We start from the raw sequence: 25,605 nt of genomic DNA on the forward strand, positions 1-25,605 counted from the left end.
ACCCTCCATCAACCGTTGGTGGGGCGCGCCCCCGTTTCTTTTTTTAAACCCCCCCCCCCCCGGACCCCCGGCCCCGGGGGGGGGGGGGGCCCCCCCCCCGGGCGCCCCCCCCCCGCCCGCGGACCGGTGCGCAGAGTTAAAGGCTCCGTAAATATCTCGGGCATGACCTTCATATCCAGACGGCGGTCCGCCCTGGCAGCGACCGCCACCGCGTTCGCGCTCGGCGGCGGACTCCTGCTGCCCCAGAGCGCGGCGAACGCCGGCACGACGGGCGCGGCACAGGCCCCGCGGCAGGACGGCGCCCAGTCCTACGACATCACGCTGGTCACCGGTGACGTCGTGCACTACCAGGAACTCCCGGGCGACAACGACGTGGTGACCGTCGACCGCCCCGAGGGCGCGACCGGCGGGGTGCACATCCAGCGGTACGGAGAGGACACCTACGTCCTCCCGGCCGAGGTGATGCCGCTGCTGGCCGCCGACCGGATCGACCACAGGCTGTTCAACGTCACCGAACTTGCCGGGATGAACCTCGACGACAAGCACGCGGACGGCATCCCGGTGATCGCTTCCGCCCTCGAGACCCGCTCCGCGCGGCCCCCGGCCACCCCGAGGGGCGCGGCCAAGGTCCGTACGCTCGAGTCGATCGACGCGACCGCCCTCAAGGCCGACAAGGCCCAGGCGCGCGCCTTCTGGAACGCCGTCACCCCGGCCGCGAAGAACGCCCGCACCCTCGACGGCGGGATCGGGAAGCTGTGGCTGGACGGCCGGGTGAAGGCCACCCTGAGCGAGTCCGTGCCGCAGGTGGGCGCACCGCAGGCCTGGGCAAAGGGCTTCGACGGTACGGGCAGCAAGGTCGCCGTGCTGGACAGCGGCATCGACCCGACGCACCCTGACGTCAAGGACCGCATCGTCGGGACGAAGAGCTTCATCCCCGGCGAGGAAGTCACCGACGGCCACGGCCACGGCACCCACGTCGCTTCCACCGTCGTCGGCTCCGGCGCCGCCTCGGACGGCTCGAAGAAGGGCGTGGCACCGGGCGCCGACCTGCTGGTGGGCAAGGTCCTCGCGGACAACGGCTACGGCTCCGAGTCCGGCATCGTCGAGGGCATGGAATGGGCGAAGGCACAGGGCGCCGACGTCGTCTCCATGAGCCTCGGCTCGCAGGGCGGCGACGACGGCAACTCGCCCGAGGCACAGGCTGTCAACGCCCTGTCGGCGAACGGCGGCCCGCTCTTCGTGATCGCGGCCGGCAACTCCTCCAGCCCCGGCAGCGTCAGCTCCCCCGCCTCGGCCGCCTCGGCGTTGACCGTTGCCGCGGTCGACAAGGCCGACAAGCGCGCCTCGTTCTCCAGCCAGGGTCCGCTGATCGGTTCCTACGCGCTGAAGCCGGACATCTCCGCGCCGGGAGTGGCGATCAGCGCCGCCGCCTCGCAGGCGGTGCCGGGGTGGACGGGCGGCATGTACCGTTCGATGAACGGCACTTCGATGGCCACCCCGCACGTCGCGGGCGCCGCGGCCATCCTCAAGCAGCGCCACCCCGACTGGGACGGCCAGCGCATCAAGAACGCGCTGATGTCCACATCGAAGAAGCTGGACGCCTACAGCCCGTACGCGATGGGCACCGGCCGGCTGGACGTCATCGAGGCCGTCGACACCACGATCGAGGCCACCGGATCGGTGCCGGCCGCGGTCCACAAGTGGCCGTACGAGGGCGCCGCGAAGACCGAGCGCACCATCACCTACCGCAACACGGGCTCCAGCGACGTCACGCTGGACCTGTCGCTCGACACCGACGACCCGGCATACACCCTGTCGGCCTCCACCGTCGTCGTCCCCGCGAACGGCTCCACCGACGTCACGCTGGCCCTCGACCCGACGGACGTCCCGTCCAACACCTCCTTCTCCGGCCAGGTCATCGCCAAGAACGGCGACAAGGTCGCGGCCCACACCGGATTCGCGCTGTACAAGGAGCGTGAACTCTACGACTACACGCTGGAGTTGAAGGGCCGCGACGGCAAGCCGGCCAACGGCGTCGTCGCCCTCACCTTCGAGGGCAACAGCATCCCGGTGCCGGTCGCCGTCCAGGGCAGGACCACGCTGAGGGTGCCCCCGGGTACGTACACCGCCTGGTCCTATCTGGACGTCGAAGGTGAGCGCCCCGACTCGCTCGGTGTGGCTTTCCTGACCGCCCCCGAGACGGTGGTGGACGGGCCGACCACGGTGACGCTCGACGCGAGCAAGGCGCGCGCGGCCAACGTCCGGGCGCCGAAGGAGACCGAGGTCTCGCAGACGATCCTCGACTTCCACCGGATGTACGAGAACGGCACCGGCACCGGCGGCATCGGCTTCGACAGCCAGTTCGTGCTGCTGCCGTACTACGAGACGGTGTATCTCGGGCCGACCGAGAAGGTCACCAAGGGCGAGTTCAGCTTCATGACGCGCTGGCGGCTGCGCGAGGAGTTCCTCGACGCCGAGACCGGCAGCGGGCACGAGGTGCAACTGGTCGGCCAGAACGGCACCGCGTTCAAGGACGGCAGGAGCAAGCTCGCCACCGTCTACGCGGGCAAGGGCGCCGAGTCCGACTACTCCGGGATCGACGCCCGCGGCAAGGCCGTGATCGTCGAGCGCAGCGACGAGGTCGACGCCGCGACCCGCGGCAGGAACGCCGCTGCCGCCGGGGCGGCCATGCTGATCAGTGTCAACGACAGCCGGGGCCGCCTGTACGAGGGCTACGGAAGCCAGGAGATCACCGTGGCCTCCGTCCGCGCCGGCGACGGCGCGCGGCTGATCACCGAGGCGAAGTCGGGACGCGGCATTCTGCGGGTGGACCAGAAGCGCTTCCCCGACTACCTCTACGACCTGGTGCGGGTGTACCGCGACGCGATCCCTGACCGCCCCCTGGACTACCGCCCGGACGAGGACGACCTGGCCAAGGTCACCAGCAAGTACCACGGCCACAAGGACACCGTGGGCGGCGGCTTCCGCTACTACGTCCCGGTCCGCGAGATCGGCCGCGGCCGCGGTGTGGGCCTGACGGAGTACGAGGCGTACCCGGACGTCCGCACCGAGTACGTCACCCCGCAGGTGGGGAACAGCTTCTGGTACGAGAACCACAAGGCCGGCTTCGAGAACATCGGCGACCTGGAGCAGCGCGGGGACGCCGACCGTTACCGGGCCGACCGCACCTACACCGCCGAGTGGTTCGCCCCGGTGCAGCACCCGCGCTTCGGCCAGGGGTACATCAGCACGGTCACGACCAACAACGGTGTCCAGGTCAACATCCCGATGTGGTCCGACTCGGGCCGCGGACACTCCGGCGCGATGCCCCAGGCCGAGTACGACACAGGCAATATTTCCCTGTACGACGGCGACACACTGGTCAAGCAGTCGAAGGGCCGCGCGTTCTCGGTCGGCCTGCCCCGGCAGGCCAAGCCCTACCGGGTGGTGGCCGTGTCGTCCCGCGACGCCGAAGTCTGGCGGACCTCGACGAAAACCCGTACCGAGTACGGGTTCACGCACCACCCGAACGGGGAGGGCGACTTCAGGCAGTACGACCTGAAGCTGCTCAACCTCTCCTTCGACGTGCCCACGGACCTGCGGGGCAACGCCGAGGCGGGCCGGACGCTGAAGTTGGGGCTGGGCGCCGAGACCCAGCACTGGTTCGCCGGTGAGCAGTTCAAGGGCGAGACGGCCAAGCTGTCGGTGTCGTACGACGACGGCAGGACCTGGAAGTCGGTCCCGCCGGTGAAGTCGGCACATGGCCGCTGGACGGTGAAGCTCAACCTCCCGGACACCCCGGGGTCGTTCGTCTCGCTGCGCGCATCCGCCAAGGGCCCGGACGGGCTCAGCGTCGACCAGGAGATCATCCGGGCGTTCGGTCTGAAGTAGCCCCGGACGGTACCCGTACGAGTGGCCCCCGCCCCCCCGGCGGGGGCCACTCCCGTTGGGACGTACGGACGCGGCAGGACCCGGTGCGCCACGATGCGAAACGGCCTTGCACGGTGGGACCTGCCGGGTTTGGCTGATCGTATGCAGCAACCGCTTTCTCTGCCACGGCAGCTCTCCGCCCTCGACCACCGCTACCGGGGCGAACACCCCATCCGCACCCTCGGCTACCTCCTGCGCCCCGACCGGCGCCGGCTCGCCCTCGGCGTGGCCGCGTTCATCGTCAAGCACAGCCCCATCTGGCTGCTGCCGCTGATCACCGCGAACATCATCGACGTCGTCGTCCAGCACCGCCCGGAGCGGGAGCTGTGGGCGAACGCGGGCGCCCTGCTCTTCGTGCTCGTGCTCAACTACCCGCTGCACCTGCTGTACGTGCGCTGCCTGAACGGCAGTGTGCGGCGCATGGGCACCTCGCTGCGCGACGCGCTCTGCCGCCGGATGCAGCAGCTGTCCATCGGCTACCACTCCAGGACGAGCGCCGGGGTCCTGCAGGCCAAGGTGGTGCGGGATGTGGAAACCGTCGAGCAGATGGTCCAGCAGTCCGCCGACATGGGGCTGGCCGGCATCGTCACACTGACCGGCGGTCTCGTCGTCATCGCCGTACGGGTGCCGTCCTTCCTTCCTGTGTTCCTGGTCGTCGTCCCGCTCGCCGCCCTGCTGGTCATGAAGCTGCGGTCCAGGCTGCGCAGTCACAACGAATCGTTCCGCCAGGAGGTCGAGCAGCTCTCGGCCCGGGTCAGCGAGATGACGAGCCTGATCCCCATCACCCGGGCCCACGGCCTGGAGCACGCGGCGCTGGGCCGTGTCGACGGCTCACTGCGTCAGGTGCTGCTCGCGGGTCTGCGCCTCGATCTGCTCAACGGCCGCTTCGGCGCGCTCGCCTGGATCCTCCTGAACTCCCTGGGCGTGGCCTGCCTCGCGGGCTCGGCCCTCGTCGCGTACCACGGCTGGCTGCCGATCACCGCGGGCGATGTCGTCATGCTGAGCGCCTTCTTCACCACGCTCACCGGGTCGATGTCCACCCTGCTGAGCCTGGCCCCGGTCATCAGCAAGGGCCTGGAGTCGGTCCGTTCGGCCGGCGAGGTGCTGGAGGCACCCGACCTGGAGAACAACGCGGGCAAGGACCTGGTGGACCGGGTCGAAGGCCGCATCGACTTCGAGCAGGTCGGATTCGCGTACGAGGGCTCGGGCGGCGCCGCGGTGGAGGACTTCACCCTGTCCGCCCGCCCGGGTGAGACGGTGGCGCTGGTGGGAGCGTCCGGCGCGGGAAAGTCGACCGTACTGAACCTCCTCATCGGCTTCATCCGGCCAACATCGGGGCGGATCCTGCTCGACGGCACGGACATGGCGACGCTCGATCTGCGCAGCTACCGGCAGTTCCTGTCCGTGGTCCCGCAGGAGTCGATCCTGTTCGAGGGCACCATCAGGGACAACGTCACCTACGGCATGGGCGACACGGAGGAGGGGGCGGTCCGCCGCGCGCTCGCGGACGCCAACGCACTGGAGTTCGTCGAGTCACTGCCCGACGGAATCCACACGGTCGTGGGTGAGCGCGGCGCACGGCTCTCGGGCGGTCAGAAGCAGCGCCTCGCCATTGCCCGGGCCCTGATCCGCGATCCGCGGGTGCTGATCCTGGACGAGGCGACGTCCGCCCTGGACACCCGGTCGGAGGCACTGGTCCAGGAGGCGCTGGCCCGGCTGGTACACGGCCGCACGGTGTTCGTGGTGGCGCACCGGCTCTCCACGATCCGAGCGGCGGACCGCATCGTCGCGATGGACCGCGGCCGCGTGGCCGAGGTGGGTACGCACGAGGAGCTGGTGCGCGGGGGCGGGGTGTACGCGGGGCTCCAGCCGAAGCGGCCGGCATAGGACCGTCACGTTCGAACACCTGTCAGGCTGGGGGCTACGCTCAGCAACTCACGTACTCCACACGGCAGATGACGGGAGTCCCTCATGTCCACGGAAACCGGTGCGGCTGTCGATGCCGAGCCGCGCGGTCATACGCTCGTACCGGGTCCGAAGGGCCTGCCCCTTTTAGGGAGTCTGCCGCAGTTCGGGAAGGACCCGCTCGCCTTCTTCGAGCGGCTGCGCGGCTACGGGTCCATGGTGAGCTGGCGCTTCGGCCGCAACAACTGCGTCTTCATCTCCGACCCCGACTGCATAGGCGAGCTGCTCACCGAGACGGAACGCACCTTCGACCAGCCGCTGCTGGGGATCGCGTTCCGCACGGTGATGGGCAACGGCGTGGTGGTCGCGCGCGGTCCGGACTGGCGGCGCAAGCGTTCGCTGGTGCAGCCGTCGGTGCGTCCCAAGCAGGTGAAGTCGTACGCGTCGACGATGACGGCCTGCACGGTGGACCTCGCGGACACCTGGTCCGGGGGCGAACGCATCGACATCAAGCGGGAGATGGCGGCCCTGACCCAGAAGATCGCGGTCCGCACGATCTTCGGGGTGGACACCCCGGCGGACGCGGAGTCGATGGGCCGGGCGATGGACATCGCACAGCAGGAGATCGGCAAGGAGTTCAGCGGCCTCGGCGCGATCCTGCCCGACTGGGTGCCGACGCCCGGCCGGGCCAGGATCAAGAAGGCCGCCGCGGTGATCGACGCCGAGGTCGGCCGGGTGGTGGCCCGCCACCGCGACGGGGAGGGCGAGCGCCCCGACCTGCTGAGCCGGCTGCTCACGGCGGTGGACGAGACCGGCGCGCACCTCACCGACGAGGAGATACGCGACGAGACGGTCACCCTGTACATCGGCGGGCACGAGACGACCAGCTCGACACTCGTGTGGGCCTGGTACCTGCTGTCCCGCAACCCCGAGGCACGCGCGGCGCTCACCGAGGAGCTGGACCGGGTACTGGGCGACCGGGAGCCCGGCATCGACGACTACGCGCAACTGACCTACGCCCAGGCGGTGGTGAAGGAGACCCTGCGGCTGTATCCGACGATCTGGCTCGTCACCGGCATCGCGAAGGAAGGGGCTCGGATCGGCGGCGTTCCGATGCCGGAAGGCACCCGGGTGTGGAGCAGTCAGTGGGCCACGCACCGGGACGAGCGCTGGTTCCCGCGGCCGGAGGCGTTCCGTCCGGAGCGCTGGGACCCGGAGCACGGGGACGAGATCCCGGAGTACGCCTGGTATCCGTTCGGCGGCGGCCCCCGGGTCTGCCTCGGTACGCGCTTCGCGATGGTCGAGGCGGTCCTGGTCCTCGCCGTCCTGGCGCGCCGTTTCGAACTGGAGGTGGATCCGGGCGTGATCAACCCCATGCCGACACTGACACTGCAGCCGGACCGGGAGGTCATGGCGACCGTACGGGCGCGCCGATCCCCTCAGGGTTGACCTGAAGCTTACTTGAGGTCATAGCGTTCCATGCGTAGGACCCGACTCCGGAGGCACTCGCATGGACATGGAAGTCACGGCGTGGACATCGCTGCACAGCACGATGAACGCGCAACAGGACCGCAGGCCCTTCTCCCGGGCGACGCTGCGCCGCATCGCGGCGTTCGCCCGGCCGCACCGGGGGCGGATCCAGCGCTTCCTGCTCCTCAGTGTGGCCACCGCGCTGCTCGCGGTGGCCACACCCGTGCTCGCCGGACGCGTCGTCGACGCGATCGTGCAGGGCCGGGACACCGGTACGGTCACGCGGCTCGCTCTGCTCATCGCCCTGATCGCCGTTTCGGAGGCCGGGCTCGGTCTCCTCACCCGGTGGCTGTCCGCCACGCTCGGCGAGGGGCTGATCCTCGATCTGCGTACCGCCGTGTTCGACCATGTGCAGCGGATGCCGGTCGCCTTCTTCACCCGGACCCGGACCGGTGCGCTGGTCAGCCGGCTGAACAATGATGTGATCGGCGCCCAGCGGGCCTTCAGCAGCACCCTCTCCGGCGTGGTCTCCAATGCCGTCACCCTGCTGCTGACCCTGGCCGTGATGCTCACGATCTCCTGGCAGATCACGCTGCTCGCCCTGGTCCTGCTGCCGGTGTTCGTCGTGCCGGCCCGCCGGATGGGTTCCCGGATGGCGGCGCTGCAGCGCGAGGCCGCCGGTCACAACGCCACCATGGGCACGCAGATGACCGAGCGCTTCTCGGCGCCGGGCGCGACCCTCGTCAAGCTCTTCGGCCGCCCCGCCGACGAGTCCACCGCGTTCGCCGCCCGAGCGGGCCGGGTCCGCGACATCGGCATCCGTACGGCCATGCTCCAGTCCACGTTCATCACGGCGCTCACTCTGGTGTCCGCCCTGGCCCTCGCGCTGGTCTACGGACTCGGCGGCTACTACGCGCTGCGCGGCAGCCTCGAGCCCGGGGCGGTCGTCGCCCTGGCCCTGCTGCTCACCCGCCTCTACGCCCCGCTGACGGCACTGGCCGGTGCACGCGTCGAGGTGATGAGTGCTCTGGTGAGCTTCGAGCGGGTCTTCGAGATCCTCGATCTGAAGCCGCTCATCGCCGAGAAGCCGGATGCCCGCCGGGTGCCGGACGGTCCGGTGTCCGTGGAGTTCGACGGGGTGTCCTTCGGCTATCCGTCGGCCGACAAGGTCTCCCTCGCCTCACTGGAGGAGGTCGCCACGCTCGACTCACGGGGCGGTACGCAGGTGCTGCACGACGTCTCCTTCACCGCGCGGCCCGGACGGATGGTCGCGCTCGTCGGCTCGTCCGGCGCGGGCAAGTCGACGATCGCCCAGCTGCTGCCGCGGCTGTACGACGCCGATGCGGGCTCCGTACGTCTGAACGGCGTCGACGTACGCGATCTGACCGCCGACTCCATCCGCGAGACCCTCGGCATGGTCACCCAGGACGGGCACCTCTTCCACGAGTCGGTGCGCGCCAATCTGCTCCTGGCCCGGCCGGAGGCCACGGAGGACGACATCTGGGACGCCTTGCGCCGGTCCCGCCTGGACGGCCTCGTGGCGTCCCTGCCCGAGGGCCTGGACACGGTGGTCGGCGAGCGCGGCTACCGGCTCTCCGGCGGCGAACGGCAACGGCTCACCATCGCACGGCTGCTGCTGGCCCGTCAGCGGGTCGTCATCCTCGACGAGGCGACCGCGCACCTGGACTCCACCTCGGAGGCGGCCGTCCAGGAGGCCCTGGCCGAGGCCCTGGAGGGCCGCACCGCCCTGGTGATCGCCCACCGGCTCTCCACGGTGCGGGCCGCCGACCTGATCCTGGTCATCGAGGAGGGCCGGGTCGCCGAACGGGGCACGCACGAGGAGCTGCTGGCACTCGGCGGGCGGTACGAGGAGCTGTACCGCACGCAGTTCGAGCGGCCCGGAACGGAGGCGGCGGCCCGGCCCGTCGGCTGACCGCCGCATCCCACTGACGCGGGTCCGTGCCCCACCGGGCGGCCCGACATGCTTCAGGTGCGGAGCCGAACCAGGCGCTCCGCACCTCGGTGCTCCCGTCGGTCACGACCGCTGAACCCGCAGGGGCCGGGGCCTGATCGCCGCCCTCGGCCCCGGTCCATCACCGCTCGCCCGGGGGCACGCTCATCGCCAGGAGCGCGGTGTCGTCGTCGAGTCCCTCGCCGAACGAGTCCAGGAGTGCGGAAAGGGCTTCGACGGCACCGGGGGCCGAGGTGGGTGCGAGGGAACGCGCGAAGTCCAGGAGGGCTTCGTCGCCGTAGCGTCCACCTGCGTTCCCGGTGCGCGCCTCGGTCAGACCGTCGGTGTAGAGCAGCAGAGTGTCACCGGGCCCCAGGTCCATGGTGGTTGTGGTGAACTGCGCATCCGGCACGACACCGACCAGCTGCCCGCCCGGCGTCGGCAGGTAGTCGGCGCTGCCGTCGGCACGCAGCAGCAGGGCAGGGGGGTGACCGCCGCCGGCCAGGACGACATGGAATCCCACATCGTTCCCCACGGGTGTGAGCAGGCCGAAGATCACGGTGCAGAAGGTCGGTTCGTCCTCATGGAAATGCTGGTCGAGCGCGGTGTTGAGGTTGCCCAGCACCGTGGCCGGTACGGGATCGGAGACCGCTGCGGCTCGCAGGGTGTACCGCGCCAAGGACGTCACCACTGCCGCCCCCGCACCCTTGCCGCGCACGTCCCCCATGAAGAACCCCCAGCGTCCGGCGGCCAGCGGGAACAGATCGTAGAAGTCACCGCCCACCTCGTCGGGGGAGGCGAAGTGGTAGTGCGCGGCAACGTCCAGGCCCGGAACCGGTTCGAGAGCCGACGGGATCAGGGTGCGCTGCAGGCGTTCGCGGTCGTGTTCGGCCTCCTGACTGGCTCGCAGGAGCTCACGCTCGTAGGTACGCCTGTCCCGGGCGTCCAGGAGCGTGGTGCGGATCAGCAGGGGTTCGCCGTCGCTGTCCCCAGGAACTCGACGCCACCCGCGACCAGATCATTCAGAACATAGGCACCGAACGGGACGGGTGCACCGGCGGCCCCCACATCGCTTCGTTCATCAACTGCGTGAGAATCCCTGGCGCATGGGCCGGTGCCGTGGAACAGGGTGGGCCAGGCCGAGACCGCTGCGTGATCGCGCCGGGTTCCGGGCGAAGCTGGACACGGTCTTCTTGCGGGTCTCTCGCGAGACTACTGCCTGCCGAAGGAAGGTGGCGACTGGGGGTCGGAATTATCTGGGAATTCCCGCCCGGAATTCTCTGGATCCCACCAGCCCCTCCCGATAACTCGGATATCCCTAAGAAACATGCACCCCTCCGGACGCCCTAAAAGCAGAACCAGATAATTTCCAGGTTCCATTCTGATCACCAAATTTCGGTGCTACGGTGAGCCCCCGATCGCGTACGGCCTTACCGCCGACCACCCCCAGGGGGAATCAATGTTCGTGGAAATCATTGATCGCACAGGGACCGAAGACGACCTGCGGGCGGAAGACATCGTGTTCACCACGCTGCCCTCCCTCGGAATGGACCGGATGACAGCGGAGGGCGTCGAATTCGTCCTCTGCACCTCCGCGCTCACCGCCCAGGTCTGACCCTGACAAAGGAGCGGATGCGTGTCGCAACAGCTGCCCGTCCACCTTGAGGACGTACTCGGCACCCGCACCCTGGGGCTGGCGGACCTGACGATCGGCGAGCTTCTCGCCGCCAACCGCCTCCCGGAGACCATGTTCCAGCCCTACGTCGTCAAAGGTGCCACCGCGACGCCTGTCCCCCTGACGACACGGCTGGACGACCTGCCCGAAGACGCCGAACGGCTGCTCGTGCGGGCCATCCGCAACACACTGTTCCCCACGGTGCTGCCTGCCGACGGGGAACCCCTGGGGCCTGTCGGCCCACCGGGCGCGGGGATCGGCTTCCGGTCTGTTCGCACGGCGCCGGACGGAACGGCACACGAAGTTCACGCGACGGTGGGGCAGGACGAGGCCCGGAGCATCGTCGCCTCGCAGGTGGCCGAATTTGAGGAGAAGTACGCGCTTTCCGACGGCGGCTGCGTATTCGGCATCTCCGGGGGTGGTGACAGTAACGCGCTGGCCTACGGGCTCGCCAACTCCGTTCCACGCAACCGGCTCACAGCCTTCACCCTGGTATTCGGCGCCGTCTTCTCTCCGGAGGCCGCGGTTCGGGCGGGAGTGCTGTGCCAGGACCTTGGAATCGACCACCGTGTACTGAGCCCCGAGGACATTGCGGAACTCCTCGGCGTCAGAACATCGATGGACGAGCTCTACAAGGACTTCAGCGACACCTTCACTCACGAGGCGCTGCACTTCTTCGGAACCTTCCTGATCCTGCGCACGGCGCGGAAACTCGCCGACCAGCAGGGTCTGCGCGACCTGGCATTCGGATACAACCGCGAGGATCTGCTGGCCGAGGCCATGTTCATGGTGATGAACGGCCGACGCCCGCTCTCCTATCCGGTCCGCACCGTGGGCAGGCACCGGGTGGTGATGCCCGTGTGGAAGGCCCCCAAGCTGCTGCTCGACGCCTGCCATCCGAATTTCAGTCTGGAGAACTACCGGGAGCGTGACCCCTACACCACCCGTCAGCGGAGCCTCGCGTTCTTCCTCGCACACGCCATGGACTCGGCGTACCCCTCCTTCGGGCTCAGTGTGCTGACCGGGATGTCACAGGCGTTCGACGGGGCCTGGGGCGAGGTCACCCACCACGAGGACCTGGACGTGTTCGTCACCGAGCAGGCCAGTACGCAGAGCATCGAACAGGTCCGCAGGCTCCTGTCCCGGCACTTCGGGGAAGGGGCGGTGAACTGAGATGCCGCCTCTGTCCGTTCCGCACCTGCCCGTTCCCGCCCGCTGGGCCCGGACTCTGGACGATTGGCCCGCGCAGGCGCCGTCACAGCTTGCGGAGGGGCTGGACACCGCCCGCCGCTCGGGACGGCTCGACGAGCTGCGCCGGGCCGACGAGCAGTACCCGGACTTCACCGCTTCGCTGCGCTCGGCGCTGGCCGGATCCGCGCGGAGCGTCACGCTGAGCTTCTCCGAGTCCCGGTGGACGCTCGCCGTGGTGTCGGCCGTTGGCGCCCTGCTCGGGCACGTCCACCACCCCGTCGACCCCACGCTCGGCGGATCGGTCTCCGAGGTGCCGACTGGTGGGGCCGACCGTTACGAGCAGAACTGGCACACCGACAGTACCCCCTGGGTCACGCCCAATCGGTGGACGATCCTCGGCCTCCTGCGTGCGGACCCCGCCCTGCACGAGCCCGCGACCGGCGTGCTGCCGTGGGACGAGGTGGACGCGTCGTGGCCCGGTGCGGCTGAGGCACTGGATGTTCTGCGGGACCACGACGTCGCCTGGCGCCTGCGCTACCCCGAACTGGCGCAGCTCCGCGCTCCGGTGCGGGGCGTCGTACCCCGCTGGTTCCGCCCCGCACTGGACGAGGTGATCGACGGCGGCCCGCCCGCCGTGTCCCTCGCCTGCCGGTCCCTGGAGCGCGCGGTGGATGGCGCGACGCGCTGGTACGAGGCAGTGGTCGCCCCCTCCCGCGTGCTCGTTTTCGACAACTACGCCGCCCTGCATCGCGGCCCCGCCATCAAGGAGCCCAGCGCCCGCACGCTGCTGCGCTTCAAGGCCGGGGGCTCACCCGGCCGGCCGGTGGCGGAATCCGGGTGAGCCCCGGCGACCGGTTCCCGGGCCTGTCGCTGGCGCAGCGGCCCGAACTCTTCGACGCGATAAGGTCTCATGACACGGCGTCCGCAGGACCGGTGTCACCGTGTGCCTTCGGCGGCGAGACCGGCTGGCTCGTCTCGGACCTGCCCAACGCGCGCGCGCTGCTGACCTCGTCCGCCGGGCAGAAGTCGCGGCCCGCGCACTCCCAACGGCTGCTGGGCGGCGTCGGCGTCCTACACGCCGACCACGTGCGCGGCGTAAAGCGCCGGCTCGTCACCGCCTTGGGGTGGGAGGCCCGGCGGCGTCACCTGCTGGCCGGACACCTCACGGCGGCGCTCCGAGGGCGGGAGTCACCGCCGGGGCCGGGGCCGCTGACCGAAGCCCTGTCCGCCTCGCTGCTCGCCCAGCTCACCGGGCAGGAGCCGGGTGCGGTGGACGGCGGACGGCTCCGGGAGCTCGTACGGACGAGCTGGGCCCGGCTGGAACGGCCGGCCGGGCCGACCGCCTGCCGCCCCGCCGGCACCGAGGACGACCTCGCCTCCTTCGTCCACGCGCTGGTCAAGGGCTCGCGCTCCGGGTTCACCCTGCACCTGCGCGACGAGGGCTGGACCACGCCCCGCATCGCCGAGGAGCTCCGGGCCATGATCCTGGCGGGCTGGGGCAGCACAACGGCGGCCGTCCTGAGCGCCGTCTCTCTCGGTGTCGCCCCGCAGTGCACCCGCCCGGCCCTGGACGAAGTCCTCAGGATGTACCCGCCGAGCTTCATGATCGCCCGGCGGATCGTGGAGCCGCGCCGGGCCTTCCCCTTCGCCGCGGGGGACCTGGTCGTCATCAGCCCCTGGCTCATCCACCGGCACCAGCGGGCCTGGGCCCGGCCCGACGAGTACACCCTGCGCCGATGGCAGACGACGCCGGCGCCGCATTGGTTCCTGCCGTTCGGCCTCGGACCGCGAAGGTGCCCGGCCGCCACCTTCGCCCGCGCGCAGATCGCCGCGGCCGCCGAACTGTACGGAAGCCGCTTCCCGCCGCCGGTGTCCGGCCGACTGGCCCTGGTCGAATCGCGCAGCCCCGCATTGGTCCCGCGCTGGGACGGCGTCCCGCCCTCCGGGTAGGTCCGTGCGCCACGTGCAGTACTCGAAGCCCGAAAGGGGCACGAAGAACCGGTTACCGTCCGGCATCCGCCGCGACCGGGGCAGAAAACCCGTTGAACACCTGAGGACTCTGCACGCGGGGATCGCCGTACGTCCGCCGGTGTCCTGCAGTACCCACTCGGTGAACGGCTCGCCGGTGACCGCGCCCTCGTGCCGTTGTACACGCTCAGCAGGATCGGTCGATGTCGAGGACACCCACTTCGTCACCCCGGACGAACAGCACGTACGTGTACTCGCCGTCGTCGTCCTCGCCGGTGGGGTCCGCCGGCGGCCACCCGGTGGGCAGGTACCCGTTCACCGCGACGAGCGCGCCGCCCAGCCGGCCCTCGATGACGTCGACCAGGTCGTCGACGAGATGATTCACGACGTGGCCGGCCGGGACCTCGGGCATCTCGTCGATGCCGCTCCACGAGCCGTCCCAGTTGTCGACGAGGGAGAGCCGGGCGTCGTTGTGGAGCGACGTCCGCAGTTCGGTGAACGTAATCGGGCGGAACCTCTGTTTGTCGTCGGCGTACTCCTCGGCGTCCTCGCGGGTGGCCGACCACCAGCAGGAAGCGGCGGTGAGGCGGTCGCCGACCTGTGCGTCGTCCTCGGGGAGCGTGCCGATCCGGAACCGGAAGTCGACAGAGTTGTTGTTGTTCACCATGAGGAGGTCGCTCAGAAGCGTGGCGAGGCAGGAAATCCGGGTGCGGATCGCACCGTCGCCACCGTCGGCAGCGATGACCGGCGGCTGTTGCACCGTCGGTGCCGGCGCGAGGGTCACCCGCATCGTGCCGCGGTAGTCCCGGTGCAACAGGTGCAGGGCTGGGTCATCGTCGGTCGTGGTGAGACGCAGTAGGTCACCGCCCACTGCCTCGTTTGCGAAGTACCGCACCAACGACGTCCGACGCGCGTCCTGCACGTGGGCCGCCCCGGCGATGAGCGACACCAGTTCTTCGTGCGGCGTGGAGTGGTTGTCCTTCGACAACATGCCGGCGTACGGGACAGCACCCGTGACCTCCGGCAGGTCCGCGATCGCGGCAAGCTGCTCAGAAGGAGCCGGCCATGGCTCGTCGCGGGGGCCACCGCTCTTGTCGAGTACCAGCGTCGACGCCCACCCGGGTGTGGATTCCACTGTCCAGGCGGCGAGCAACCACAGGGCCGAGACGAGCACCCACTGCGGGTTCGATGGCCGATGTCCGCCGGGCCGGTCCGCCGGATCCGGCTGCCGGTTCCACGCGTCGTTGAAGGCCGTAGCCAGCTCCACCCAAACCGCCTTGTTCAGGGCCCGTGCGCGTCGCGCCCCACGGGACGCACTGTCATGGACCTGCAACAACATAACCAACCTCACCACCCAATCAGCATCGAGACCGTCCGTCACTCCCTGTCCCCCGGGCCGATACAGGTGCAACTGGTCAAATCCGGCTCCGCCGGGTGCCTCACGCGTCGCAGGAGGGGCAGCGACGTCGCCGCGGCAGGCAGGCCGGCCGCGCGGACCGCCGCGGGGACGAGGAGCGGGAGCAGCGGTAGGGAGCCGGCGCCCACGATGCCGTAGTACGACACCTACTGCGCCGCGCCTCCGGCGCCCACGAGCAGGAGCGCCGGCGCCGGAGGGAGTGCGGTCTCCCGTAGCGCGGCCCTGGCCAGGACCGTGCGTGACACCCCGGCCGCGGCCTGGACGGCAAGGCCCCTGCGGCGGGTCACGCGAAGGGCCTCAGCCGTTCGCGGCGTGTGCCGCGGCGGCTGAGGCCCTGTCCGGAAGGAGGTGCCCGGCTCAGGTCACCGGACCAGCCACTTCTTCCACACGTCGGGGTTCTCCTCGATCCAGCGCTCGGCTGCCTCGCCGGGCGCCAGCCGCTCGGAGGCGATCATCTCGGAGACCTCGTTCTGGTCCTTCTCCGACCAGTTGAACTTCTTCAGGAAGGCCGCGGCCTCACCGCCCCGCTGGGAGAAGTCCGCGTTGAGGTACTTCTGCAGCGGCGTCTGCGGGTACGCGCAGTCGATGTCGGCCGGGTCCTTGGCACCGCACGCATCGGTGTACTCGGGGAGCTTCACCTCCACCATCGGCACCTCGTTGAACAGCCACTGCGGCTGGTACCAGTAGCTGAGGAAGGGCTTCTTCTCCTTGGCGAACTGCTGGATCTGGGTGATCTGCGCGGCCTCGGAGCCGGCGAAGACGACCTTGTAGTCCAGGCCGAGGTTCTTCACCAGGGCCTTGTCGTTGGTGACGTAGGACGGTGAACCGTCCATCAGCTGGCCCTTGTCACCGCTCTCCGGGGTGCGCAGTTCGTCGGCGTACTTGTCGAGGTTCTTCCACTCGGTGACGTCGGGGTGCTCGTCGGCCCAGTACTTGGGTACGTACCAGCCGATGTGCCCCGTGACGCCGAGGTCGCCCCCGGGGACGATGGTCTTCTTGTCCTGGATGTACAGCTTCTCCTGGTCGGGGTGGCCCCAGTCCTCCAGGATGGCGTCCACCCTGCCCTGGCTGAGGGCGTCCCAGGCGGGGACCTCGTCGGTCTGGACGAGGTCGACGCGGTAGCCCAGTTCGTCCTCCAGGAGCTTCTGGGCGACGGCCACGTTGGCCTGGGCGCCGACCCAGGACTGCACGGAGAGCGTGACGGTCCTGATGTCGGCGGGGGCGGCGAACGGGGACGCCTGCTTCGTCATGTCCGCGGCACCGCAGCCGGTGACGGCCAGCAGGGCCGCGGCCGAGGCGACGGTCGCGGACGTGCGCAGGTGTGCGCGGGTACGGGTGCGAGCCATGTCAGCTCTCCTTCCGGCGGCGTCGGGTGGTGGGCTGGGTGACCCGGTCCAGCATCAGCCCGAGGCAGACGATGGCCGCACCGGCGACGAGGCCGGTGGCCAGGTCGCCCTGGGCGAGGCCGAACACGACGTCGTACCCGAGTGCGCCGGAACCCACGAGGCCGCCGATGATGACCACCGCGAGGACCAGGACAACGCCCTGGTTGACGGCGAGCAGCAGGGCGGGCCTGGCCAGCGGGAGCTGGACCTGGCGCAGTTGCTGTCCGGGGGTGGCGCCGAGCGAGCGGGCGCACTCCATCGCGGCGGGGTCGACGCCCCTCAGCCCCTGGGTGGTGATGCGGACGACGGCGGGCAGGGCGTAGACGACGGCTGCCGCGGCGGCGGGGGCGCGGCCGACGCCGAAGAGGGCGACGACCGGGATGAGGTAGACGAACTGCGGCATGGTCTGGAAGACGTCCAGGACGGGGCGCAGCAGCCGTTCGAGACGTTCGCTGCGTGCGGCGCCGATGGCGACGGCGAAGCCGAGGACCAGGGTGACCGCGACGGCGGCGAGGACCTGGCTGAGCGTGTCCATCGACGGCTCCCAGACACCGAGGACCCCGATGGCGGCCATGGCCAGCACGGCCGTCAGCGCCGTGCGCCAGGTGCCGATGGTCCAGGCGAGCGCGGCGACGACCAGCAGGACGGACCACCAGGGCAGGCCCTGCAGTCCGCTGCGCAGCGGGTTGAGGACCCAGTCGGTGAAGTGGGCGGCCCAGTCGGCGGTGCCGCCGATGACGGGGACGCCGGTGTACAGGTGGTCGACCATCCAGTCCTTGGCGGTGTTGACGGGGCCCGCGATGGCCACGATCCCGCTCTCGGGCCAGACGCGGCCGCCGGTGAACCGCCCGACGACGGCGACGGCGGCGGCGATCACCGCGGCGAGTCCCCAGCCCCGCAGCCCTCGCAGCGCGACGGGTCCGGTGGGTTCCGCGCCGATCCTCCGGCCGGCCGCCTCGGTCGTACGGTCCAGGACGACGGCGAGCAGTACGATCGGGATGCCCGCGGCGAGCGCGGCACCGACGTCGACGGAGGACAGCGCCTGGTAGACGCGGTCACCGAGGCCGCCGGCGCCGATGATGGAGGCGATGACGGCCATCGAGAGGGCCATCATGATCGTCTGGTTGAGGCCGAGGAGCAGTTCCTTGCGGGCGAGCGGCAGCCGTGCCGTCAGCAGTCGCTGCCTGCCGGTCGCGCCCAGCGAGGCCACGGCTTCCATGACGCCGGCGTCGGCTCCGCGCAGACCGAGCGCGGTGAGCCGTGCCATCGGCGGAGCCGCGTAGACGACGGTCGCGAGGACCGCGCCGGGCACTCCGATGCCGAAGACCAGCACGACGGGCAGCAGGTACGCGAAGGCGGGAAGCACCTGCATGGTGTCCAGCACGGGCCGCAGAACCCGGAACGTACGGTCCGACAGCCCGGCGGCGAGCCCGAGGAGCATGCCGAGCACCACGGAGGCGAGCACGGCGACGATCATGAGCGCGAGCGTCTGCATGGTCGGCACCCACATGCCCAGCAGGCCGCAGACACCGAAGGAGAGAGCGGCGGTCAGCGCGAGCCGCAGTCCGGCCACCCGCCAGGCGACGACCGCGGCGAGCGCGGTGACACCGGCCCAGCCGAGCGCGAGAAGCACCAGGTAGACGCCGCGTACGGACAGGACGACGGCGTTGCTGATGTGGCCGAAGAAGTAGAGGAACAGCGGGTGGCTGTCGCGGTTGGCGATGATCCAGTCGTTGACCTCGCCGAGCGGCTCGGTCAGGTCGACGGTCAGGGCCGTGGGCCAGACGCCCCCTCCCCACCGCGCGTGGAGCAGGGGTACGGCGACCGCGGCGATCGCCAGCAGGATCAGGAGTTTGCCGAGTGCGGGGCGACCGCGCAGGGCGGCGAGGGGCCCGCTGCCCGGGGGGACTGCTGCGGCCGTGGTGGCGGCCTGGGCGGTTGCCATCAGACGCTCACCTCGCGGGCCCCCGTGCCCGCGACCACGTCGAGCAGGCAGGCGTGGTCGACGATGCCGACCAGCCTGCCGTCGTCCATGACCCGGGCTGTCCGGTCACCGGAGCGGGCGACCGCCTCTATGGCCTCGAAGACGGTCGCCTCGGGGCGCAGCGCCGGGCCGTGTTCGCTCTCTCCGGCGGCCGGGGGCCGCATGGCGGTGGAGACGGTGAGGACCTGTTCGCGCGGTACGTCGCGTACGAACTCGCGTACGTAGTCGTCGGCGGGCGACCCGACGATCTCCTCGGGGGTGCCGAGCTGCACGATGCCGCCGTCGCGCATCAGGGCGATGCGGGTGCCCAGGCGCAGTGCCTCGCTCAGGTCGTGGGTGATGAAGACCATGGTGCGGCCCTCCTCCTTGTGCAGCCGGACGACTTCGTCCTGCATCTCCCTGCGGATCAGCGGGTCGAGCGCGCTGAACGGTTCGTCGAACAGGAGGACGGACGGGTCGACGGCGAGCGCGCGCGCCAGCCCGACGCGCTGCTGCTGGCCACCGGAGAGCTGGGCCGGGCGGCGGCTCTCAAGGCCCGTCAGGCCGACCTTGTCCACCAGCTCGGCCGCCTTGGCCCGGCGTTCGGCCTTCCCGATGCCCTGGATCTCCAGGCCGTAGGCGACGTTGTCCAGGACGGTGCGGTGCGGCAGCAGCCCGAAGTGCTGGAAGACCATCGCGGCACGGTGGCGGCGCAGTTCGCGCAGCCGGGTGCGGTCCATGGCCAGGACGTCCTCGCCGTCGATGGCGACGGTGCCGCTGGTGGGTTCGATCAGCCGGGTGAGGCAGCGTACGAGGGTGGACTTGCCGGATCCCGACAGGCCCATGACGACGAAGACCTCACCCTTCTTGACGTCGAAGGAGACGTTGCGTACGGCGGCGGTGCAGCCGGTGCGTGTCCGCAGTTCGGCGGCGGGCAGTTCCGCGTGCTCACTGCCGGGGATGCGGTCGGCCTTGGGGCCGAAGACCTTCCAGAGGTCGCGGACGCTGAACACAGGGGTACTGGCTTCGGTCATCGGACATCGCCTCCGGCGGTCGGGGCTGCTGAGAGCAGTTCGGCGCACTTCTCGCCCACCATGAGCACGCCGATCATGGGGTTCACGGCGGGCATGGTCGGGAAGACTGACGCGTCCGCGATGCGTAGGCCCCGCAGGCCGCGGACGCGCAGCTGGGGGTCGACGACCGCGGCGGCGTCCTCCACCGCGCCCATCCGGCAGGTGCCGGCCGGATGGTAGACGGTGTGGGCGACCTTGCGGGCGTACTCGCTGATGTCCTCGTCGGAGGTCACCTCGGGGCCCGGGCACACCTCGCGCGTGAGCCAGTGGGCCAGCGGTTCCGTCTTCGCGATCTCGCGGGCGAGCTTGATCCCGTCGACCAGGGTGCGCCCGTCGTAGTCGTCCTCGTCCGTGAAGTAGCGGAAGTCCAGGGCGGGTTTGACCTCGGGGTCGGCGCTCGTGAGGTAGAGCCGGCCGCGGCTGCGCGGCTTGGGGATGTTCGGGGTCATCGACACCCCGTGCGCCGGCCTCTCGTACCCGAGGCGCTCCGGGTTGTCGGTGAAGGGGATCTGGTAGAAGTGGAACATCAGGTCGGGGCCCCGGGATTCGGGATCCCTGCGTACGAACAGGCCCGCGTCCGAGTCCATGGCGGAGTTCTCCGGGATGGGCCCGTCGGTCTCCCAGACGATGACCGACTCCGGGTGGTCCAGCAGGTTCTCGCCCACACCCGGGAGGTCGTGGACGACGGGGATGCCCAGGTCCTCCAGGTCCTTCGCCGGTCCGACGCCGGAGTGCATGAGCAGTCGCGGGGTGTCCACCGCGCCGGCGCAGACGATGACTTCACGGGCCGCGCGCAGCAGCACCTCCTCGCCGTCCGCGGTGCGCACGTGTACGCCGGTGGCTCGGTCGCCCTCGAACTCCAGCCGGTACGCCCAGGTCTCCAGCAGGATCTCGAGGTTGGGGCGGTCGCCGGCCTCGATGTGCGGGTGGAGGTAGGCGACGGACGCGGACGACCGCTTGTTGTTCTCCGGGTGGTAGGCGAGGTCGAAGAAGCCCGCACCCTCGTGGAAGGGCTTCCTGTTGAAGCTGTCGACGCGCGGGACTCCGGCCGCCGCCTGCGCCGCGTCGACGAAGTCGCGGGCGATGGCGTTCCTGTCCTTCTCGTCGACCGGCACGATGTTGTTGCGCAGCCGGGCGAAGTACGGGTCCATGGACGCCGCGTCCCAGCCCTCGGCGCCCGCCGCGGCCCACTCGTCCCAGTCGCCGGGCAGCGGCTTGAAGCTGATCAGCGTGTTGTGCGAGGAGCAGCCGCCGAGGACCCGGGCCCGGCTGTGACGGATGTGGGAGTTGCCGCGCGGCTGGTCGGTCGTGGGGTAGTCGTAGTCGAGGTCTCCCCCGAGGAGCCCGAGCCAGCGGCGCAGGGTGAGGACGTCGTCGCGGTCGATGTCCGTGGGGCCGCCCTCGATGACCGTGACGGTGACGTCGGGGTCCTCGGTGAGGCGGGAGGCGATCACCGAGCCGGCGGTGCCGCCGCCGACGATCACGTAGTCGACAGGTTCGGGGCGTGCGGTGCGGGGGGACGGGGGCATCGGTCACTGCTCCTTCTGCAAGGTGCTTGCGTGTGCGTGGTGCTGCGAACAGCCGGGGGTACGTCGGGGGGACGGCGACCGGTTCAGCCCGCGAACCAGCGCTGCGGACGCGGGTTGAGGTTCTGGTAGATGTGCTTGGCCTCGCGGTACTCCGCGAGCCCGGTGGGCCCGAGTTCACGGCCGGTACCGGATTTGCCGAAGCCGCCCCACTCCGCCTGCGGGAGGTACGGGTGGTAGTCGTTGATCCAGACGGTGCCGTGCCGCAGCCGTCCCGCGACGCGTCGGGCACGGCCCGCGTCGGTCGTCCAGACGGCGCCCGCGAGCCCGTAGTCCGTGTCGTTGGCGAGCCGGACGGCCTCTTCCTCGGTACGGAAGGTCTCGACGGTCAGGATCGGCCCGAAGGTCTCCTCGCGGACCACCCTCATCTCGCGGTGGCAGCCGTCCAGGACGGTGGGCCGGTAGAAGTAGCCGCTCGCGGGCCGTACGTCCGAGGGTTCGGGGCGGGCGCCGCCCGAGCGCACGATCGCGCCCTCCGCGCGGGCGGAGGCGACGAACGCCTCGACCTTGGCGAGCTGCTGGGCGGAGACGAGCGGGCCGCATTCGACGCCGTCCACGGTGCCGCGGCCGAGCCGGATCGCGTCGGCGCGGCGGGCGAGCTCGGTAACGAAGCGTTCGGCCACCGACTCCTGGATGATGAGCCGGCTCCCGGCGGAGCAGACCTGGCCGCTGTGGAAGAACGCCGCGTTCAGGGCCTGGTCGACGGCGGTGTCGAAGTCCTCGTCGGTGGCGCACGCGTCGGCGAAGACGACGTTGGGGTTCTTGCCGCCGAGTTCCAGGGCGACCTTCTTGACCGTGGGTGCGGCTGCCCGGGCCACCTTCGTACCGCTGGCGAGGCCGCCGGTGAAGGAGACCAGGTCCACGTCCGGGTGTTCGGAGAGCCGGGCGCCGACGGGGTCGCCCGCGCCGGTCACGAGGTTGGCCGCGCCGTCCGGCAGACCCGCCTCGGAGAGCAGCCGGACGAGGTGGACGGTGGAGAGCGGTGTGACCTCGCTGGGCTTGAGCACGAAGGTGTTGCCGGCGGCGAGCGCCGGGGCGATCTTCCAGCTGGCCTGGAGCAGCGGGTAGTTCCACGGGGCGATCAGGGCACAGACGCCGACCGGCTCGTGGACGACGACGCTGTGGACGTCGGGGTCGCCCGCGTCGACGACCCGGCCGCCGCTCTCGTTCATCACGAGGTCGGCGAAGTAGCGGAAGGCGTTGGTCACGTCGTCGACGTCGACGCGCCCTTCCTCCAGGGTCTTGCCGGTGTCGCGGCTCTCGGTGATCGCGATCTCCTCGCGGTCCCGCTGGAGGAGGTCGGCGACCCGGCGCAGCAGCCCGGCGCGCTCGGCGACGGGCCTGTGCGGCCAGGGGCCGTCGTCGAAGGCGCGGCGGGCGGCGGCGACGGCCGCGTCGGTGTCGTCGGAGCCGCCCTCCGCGACGAGGGCCAGGACGGTGGCGTCGGCAGGGTCGAGGATCTCGCGCGTCGCGCCCGACATCGCGGCCTGCCAGGCCCCGTCGATGTGGATGGTGTCCAGCACCGTCGCGGGATGAGCCGACGAGGGGTGAGCCGACATGTAGTGATCTGCCTTCCGTGCCTGAATCGCTCCGCACCGGTCCGGCCGAGCACTGTTCCGCGCGGGTGCACCGGGATGAGGGCGCACCAGCGGCCTGGACACCTGTCCGGCCCGGCGGAATGTATGCCGAGAAATTCACTCTGGGTGACATGACTCACTGCCGTACCCCTGGTAACGCAGAAAGGCCCGCCGTCGGCCCCTGGCTGGGGCCGACGGCGGGCCGTCGTGCGGGTGGGAGGCGGATCAGAGGACTGTCACGGTCCCCGTCCCCTCCCCCGTCGCTCCGGACTCCTCCACAGTGACGCGGTACGGACGGTCGGTGCCCTCCGCCACGACGTGCGCACCCGCGGCATCCCGTACGACGCGGAACGCCGCCGCGCGGGCACCGGTCAGGTCCGGCACGGTGACCGTCCGCTCACCGTCACCGGAACCGAACACCCGCAGGGTGAGGCCGTCCAGCCAGTCGCTGTCCGGGCGCTGGTCGTCGGCGCCCCACGGGAGCACAGCCCCGTCCCTGACCAGCAGGGGCAGGCTGTCGAAGCCGTGGGTCTCGTGGCGCCAGGCGGGACCGGTGATCCGTTCGCCGGTGAGCAGCGACGTCCAGGTGCCCTCGGGGACGTAGTACTCGACCTCTCCGTCCTCGGTGAAGACGGGGGCGACCAGCAGGTCGGAGCCGAGCATGTACTGCCGGTCCAGGGTGCGGGAGGCCGGATCGCCGGGGAACTCCACCAGCATGGGGCGCATCATCGGGACGCCCGTGCGGTGCGCCTCGGCCGCCACCCCGTACAGGTACGGCATCAGGCGGTGCTTGAGCAGGGTGAACTTCCTTGCCACGTCCACCGCTTCCTCGCCGAACGCCCACGGCACCCGGTAGGAGACGTTGCCGTGCAGCCGGCTGTGCGAGGACAACAGGCCGAAGGCGAGCCACCGTTTGAAGACGGCCGGGTCGGGGGTGCCCTCGAAGCCGCCGATGTCGTGGCTCCAGAAGCCGAAGCCGGACAGGCTCAGCGAGAGGCCGCCGCGCAGCGACTCGGCCATCGCGGTGAACGAGGCGAAGCAGTCACCACCCCAGTGGACCGGGAACTGCTGGCCTCCCGCCGTCGCGGAGCGGGCGAAGAGCACCGCCTCGCCCGTTCCGCGCTCCTTCTCCAGGAGCTCGAAGACCGTGCGGTTGTAGAGCTGCGCGTAGTAGTTGTGCATCCGCTCGGGGTCGGAGCCGTCGTGCCAGACGACGTCGGTCGGTATGCGCTCGCCGAAGTCCGTCTTGAAGCAGTCGACACCCTGGTCGAGCAGCGCGCGCAGCTTGCTGTTGTACCACTCCCGGGCTGCGGGGTCGGTGAAGTCGACCAGCGCCATGCCGGGCTGCCACAGGTCCCACTGCCAGACGTCGCCGTTGGGCCGCCGCACCAGGTACCCGAGTTCGGCACCCTCCGCGAACAGCACGGACTTCTGCGCGATGTACGGGTTGATCCACATGCTGATCCGCAGCCCGCGCTCCTTGAGCCGGGCCAGCATGCCCTCCGGGTCGGGGAAGACCTCGGGATCCCACAGGAAGTCCGACCACTGGTACTCGCGCATCCAGAAGCAGTCGAAGTGGAAGACGCTGAGCGGGATGTCGCGTTCGGCCATCCCGTCGACGAACGAGGTGACGGTCTCCTCGTCGTACGAGGTGCAGAACGAGGTCGTGAGCCAGAGGCCGAACGACCAGGCGGGCGGCAGCGCGGGCCGGCCGGTCAGGGCCGTGTAGCGGGCCAGGACCTCCTTCGGGGTCGGGCCGGCGACGATGTAGTACTCCAGCGACTGGTCCTCGACGCTGAACTGCACCTGGCCGACGGACTCCGAGCCGATCTCGAAGGAGACCTTGCCGGGGTGGTTGACGAAGACGCCGTAGCCGCGCGAGGAGAGGTAGAACGGGATGTTCTTGTACGCCAGGTCGCTGCTGGTCCCGCCGTCGGCCTGCCAGATGTCGACGGTCTGGCCGTTCTTCACGTACGGCGTGAAGCGCTCACCGAGACCGTAGACGTTCTCGCCGACGCTCAGGGCGAGTTGGGCGACCATGTGGTGGGCACCGTCGGGGGTCGTGGCGAACGCCGTGCCCTTGGGGTCGACACCGGTGAGGCGCCGGCCGTCCGCGTCGAGGAAGGTCATCCCCCAGGGGCCGTCGCCGTCCATGCGCAACGTCAGCGGCCCGCTGGTGAGTTCGGTGACCGCGCCGTCCCTGCGGGTGCGGGCGGCGGGTGCGGTGCCGTCGCCGGACAGGAGGGCGAAGTCGGGCCCCCGCCGGGCCTTTCCGGCATGGTGCGTGACGCGTACGCCGATGACGCCCTCGGCCGGGGAGAAGCAGTCGACGGTGATCAGAGGGGTGTTGAGCGTGTCACCGCGTGCGGCCACCCGCTTGACCGCGGCGTACGCGGTGAACCGGTCGGCCTCGACGCGCAGATCGCGGATCTCGGTCGCGTAGGAGGCGCGGACGCCCTCACGCATGAGCCAGAAGCCGTCGGTGAACTTCATGAGGACTCCTTTCCGGAGGCA

At 70.5% G+C, this 25,605-nt stretch carries 16 protein-coding genes and 1 pseudogene; 8 read left to right on the forward strand and 9 right to left on the reverse strand.

Annotated elements, in window-relative coordinates:
- Positions 1 to 162: 162 nt before the first annotated feature.
- The 4 genes from ACFW9O_RS30655 (at position 163) to ACFW9O_RS30670 (ending at position 9,238) form a co-directional block, all read left to right on the forward strand.
- Positions 163 to 3,891, forward strand: coding sequence for a S8 family serine peptidase (locus ACFW9O_RS30655; RefSeq protein WP_384613816.1), 3,729 nt, complete (start codon positions 163 to 165; stop codon positions 3,889 to 3,891).
- A 141-nt stretch (positions 3,892 to 4,032) separates the two neighbouring features.
- Positions 4,033 to 5,817: an ABC transporter ATP-binding protein gene (locus ACFW9O_RS30660; RefSeq protein WP_384613818.1), complete on the forward strand. Its 1,785-nt coding sequence runs from the start codon at positions 4,033 to 4,035 to the stop codon at positions 5,815 to 5,817.
- Between the two features lie 84 nt (positions 5,818 to 5,901).
- On the forward strand, positions 5,902 to 7,284 hold the full coding sequence (locus tag ACFW9O_RS30665; protein WP_384613820.1) for a cytochrome P450: 1,383 nt from the start codon (positions 5,902 to 5,904) through the stop codon (positions 7,282 to 7,284).
- A 61-nt stretch (positions 7,285 to 7,345) separates the two neighbouring features.
- Entirely contained in the window at positions 7,346 to 9,238 is a 1,893-nt protein-coding gene (locus ACFW9O_RS30670) for an ABC transporter ATP-binding protein (RefSeq protein ID WP_351179255.1), read from the forward strand.
- A 160-nt stretch (positions 9,239 to 9,398) separates the two neighbouring features.
- Here ACFW9O_RS30670 and ACFW9O_RS30675 read toward each other — a convergent pair.
- Positions 9,399 to 10,253, reverse strand: a pseudogene (locus ACFW9O_RS30675) (PP2C family protein-serine/threonine phosphatase); the annotation flags it as partial.
- Between the two features lie 468 nt (positions 10,254 to 10,721).
- On the opposite strand from ACFW9O_RS30675, the gene ACFW9O_RS30680 reads away from it, so the two are divergent.
- The 4 genes from ACFW9O_RS30680 to ACFW9O_RS30695 are packed head-to-tail and all read left to right on the forward strand — an operon-like array spanning position 10,722 to position 14,072.
- Complete coding sequence (locus ACFW9O_RS30680; RefSeq protein WP_384613822.1) at positions 10,722 to 10,871, forward strand: hypothetical protein; 150 nt, start codon at positions 10,722 to 10,724, stop codon at positions 10,869 to 10,871.
- 21 nt (positions 10,872 to 10,892) lie between these two features.
- Positions 10,893 to 12,104 (forward strand): hypothetical protein, encoded by a 1,212-nt coding sequence (locus tag ACFW9O_RS30685; protein WP_384613824.1) that lies wholly within the window; start codon positions 10,893 to 10,895, stop codon positions 12,102 to 12,104.
- 1 nt (position 12,105) lies between these two features.
- On the forward strand, positions 12,106 to 12,963 hold the full coding sequence (locus ACFW9O_RS30690) for a hypothetical protein (RefSeq protein ID WP_384613826.1): 858 nt from the start codon (positions 12,106 to 12,108) through the stop codon (positions 12,961 to 12,963).
- Positions 12,960 to 14,072, forward strand: a complete 1,113-nt coding sequence (locus tag ACFW9O_RS30695) for a cytochrome P450 (protein ID WP_384613828.1) — start codon at positions 12,960 to 12,962, stop codon at positions 14,070 to 14,072. The genes ACFW9O_RS30690 and ACFW9O_RS30695 overlap by 4 nt, the downstream gene beginning before the upstream one ends.
- Before the next feature lie 205 nt (positions 14,073 to 14,277).
- On the opposite strand, the gene ACFW9O_RS30700 is transcribed toward ACFW9O_RS30695, so the two are convergent.
- The 8 genes from ACFW9O_RS30700 to yicI form a co-directional block, all read right to left on the reverse strand.
- Complete coding sequence (locus tag ACFW9O_RS30700; RefSeq protein ID WP_384613830.1) at positions 14,278 to 15,357, reverse strand: hypothetical protein; 1,080 nt, start codon at positions 15,355 to 15,357, stop codon at positions 14,278 to 14,280.
- 296 nt (positions 15,358 to 15,653) lie between these two features.
- Positions 15,654 to 15,794 carry a hypothetical protein gene (locus ACFW9O_RS30705; RefSeq protein ID WP_384613832.1) on the reverse strand — a complete coding sequence of 47 codons (141 nt, stop codon included), beginning with the start codon at positions 15,792 to 15,794 and terminating at the stop codon, positions 15,654 to 15,656.
- A 75-nt stretch (positions 15,795 to 15,869) separates the two neighbouring features.
- Positions 15,870 to 16,853 carry an ABC transporter substrate-binding protein gene (locus tag ACFW9O_RS30710; protein ID WP_384613834.1) on the reverse strand — a complete coding sequence of 328 codons (984 nt, stop codon included), beginning with the start codon at positions 16,851 to 16,853 and terminating at the stop codon, positions 15,870 to 15,872.
- Position 16,854: 1 nt separating this feature from the next.
- Positions 16,855 to 18,837 (reverse strand): ABC transporter permease, encoded by a 1,983-nt coding sequence (locus tag ACFW9O_RS30715; RefSeq protein WP_384613836.1) that lies wholly within the window; start codon positions 18,835 to 18,837, stop codon positions 16,855 to 16,857.
- On the reverse strand, positions 18,837 to 19,889 hold the full coding sequence (locus ACFW9O_RS30720; protein WP_351179078.1) for a betaine/proline/choline family ABC transporter ATP-binding protein: 1,053 nt from the start codon (positions 19,887 to 19,889) through the stop codon (positions 18,837 to 18,839). Before ACFW9O_RS30720 ends, ACFW9O_RS30715 begins: the two co-directional genes overlap by 1 nt.
- The gene (locus ACFW9O_RS30725) at positions 19,886 to 21,457 is read right to left on the reverse strand and encodes a GMC family oxidoreductase (RefSeq protein WP_384613838.1); all 1,572 of its coding nucleotides are present in this window, start codon (positions 21,455 to 21,457) and stop codon (positions 19,886 to 19,888) included. The genes ACFW9O_RS30720 and ACFW9O_RS30725 overlap by 4 nt, the downstream gene beginning before the upstream one ends.
- Positions 21,458 to 21,540: 83 nt before the next feature.
- A complete protein-coding gene (locus ACFW9O_RS30730; protein ID WP_384613840.1) occupies positions 21,541 to 23,073 on the reverse strand; it encodes an aldehyde dehydrogenase family protein in 1,533 nt (510 codons plus the stop codon).
- 243 nt (positions 23,074 to 23,316) lie between these two features.
- Positions 23,317 to 25,584 (reverse strand): alpha-xylosidase, encoded by a 2,268-nt coding sequence (gene yicI / locus ACFW9O_RS30735; protein ID WP_384613842.1) that lies wholly within the window; start codon positions 25,582 to 25,584, stop codon positions 23,317 to 23,319.
- Between the last annotated feature and the right edge of the window lie 21 nt (positions 25,585 to 25,605).

Origin of the sequence: Streptomyces sp. NPDC059499, assembly GCF_042749285.1 — a bacterium.
Lineage (GTDB): Bacteria > Actinomycetota > Actinomycetes > Streptomycetales > Streptomycetaceae > Streptomyces.

Bases quoted from the DNA above. Each gene is read 5' to 3' on its own strand.
- ACFW9O_RS30655 (WP_384613816.1), top strand. From the start codon at position 163: ATGACCTTCATATCCAGACGGCGGTCCGCCCTGGCAGCGACCGCCACC.
- ACFW9O_RS30660 (WP_384613818.1), top strand. From the start codon at position 4,033: ATGCAGCAACCGCTTTCTCTGCCACGGCAGCTCTCCGCCCTCGACCAC.
- ACFW9O_RS30665 (WP_384613820.1), top strand. From the start codon at position 5,902: ATGTCCACGGAAACCGGTGCGGCTGTCGATGCCGAGCCGCGCGGTCAT.
- ACFW9O_RS30670 (WP_351179255.1), top strand. From the start codon at position 7,346: ATGGACATGGAAGTCACGGCGTGGACATCGCTGCACAGCACGATGAAC.
- ACFW9O_RS30690 (WP_384613826.1), top strand. From the start codon at position 12,106: ATGCCGCCTCTGTCCGTTCCGCACCTGCCCGTTCCCGCCCGCTGGGCC.
- ACFW9O_RS30710 (WP_384613834.1), bottom strand. From the start codon at position 16,853: ATGGCTCGCACCCGTACCCGCGCACACCTGCGCACGTCCGCGACCGTC.
- ACFW9O_RS30715 (WP_384613836.1), bottom strand. From the start codon at position 18,837: ATGGCAACCGCCCAGGCCGCCACCACGGCCGCAGCAGTCCCCCCGGGC.
- ACFW9O_RS30720 (WP_351179078.1), bottom strand. From the start codon at position 19,889: ATGACCGAAGCCAGTACCCCTGTGTTCAGCGTCCGCGACCTCTGGAAG.
- ACFW9O_RS30725 (WP_384613838.1), bottom strand. From the start codon at position 21,457: ATGCCCCCGTCCCCCCGCACCGCACGCCCCGAACCTGTCGACTACGTG.
- ACFW9O_RS30730 (WP_384613840.1), bottom strand. From the start codon at position 23,073: ATGTCGGCTCACCCCTCGTCGGCTCATCCCGCGACGGTGCTGGACACC.
- yicI (WP_384613842.1), bottom strand. From the start codon at position 25,584: ATGAAGTTCACCGACGGCTTCTGGCTCATGCGTGAGGGCGTCCGCGCC.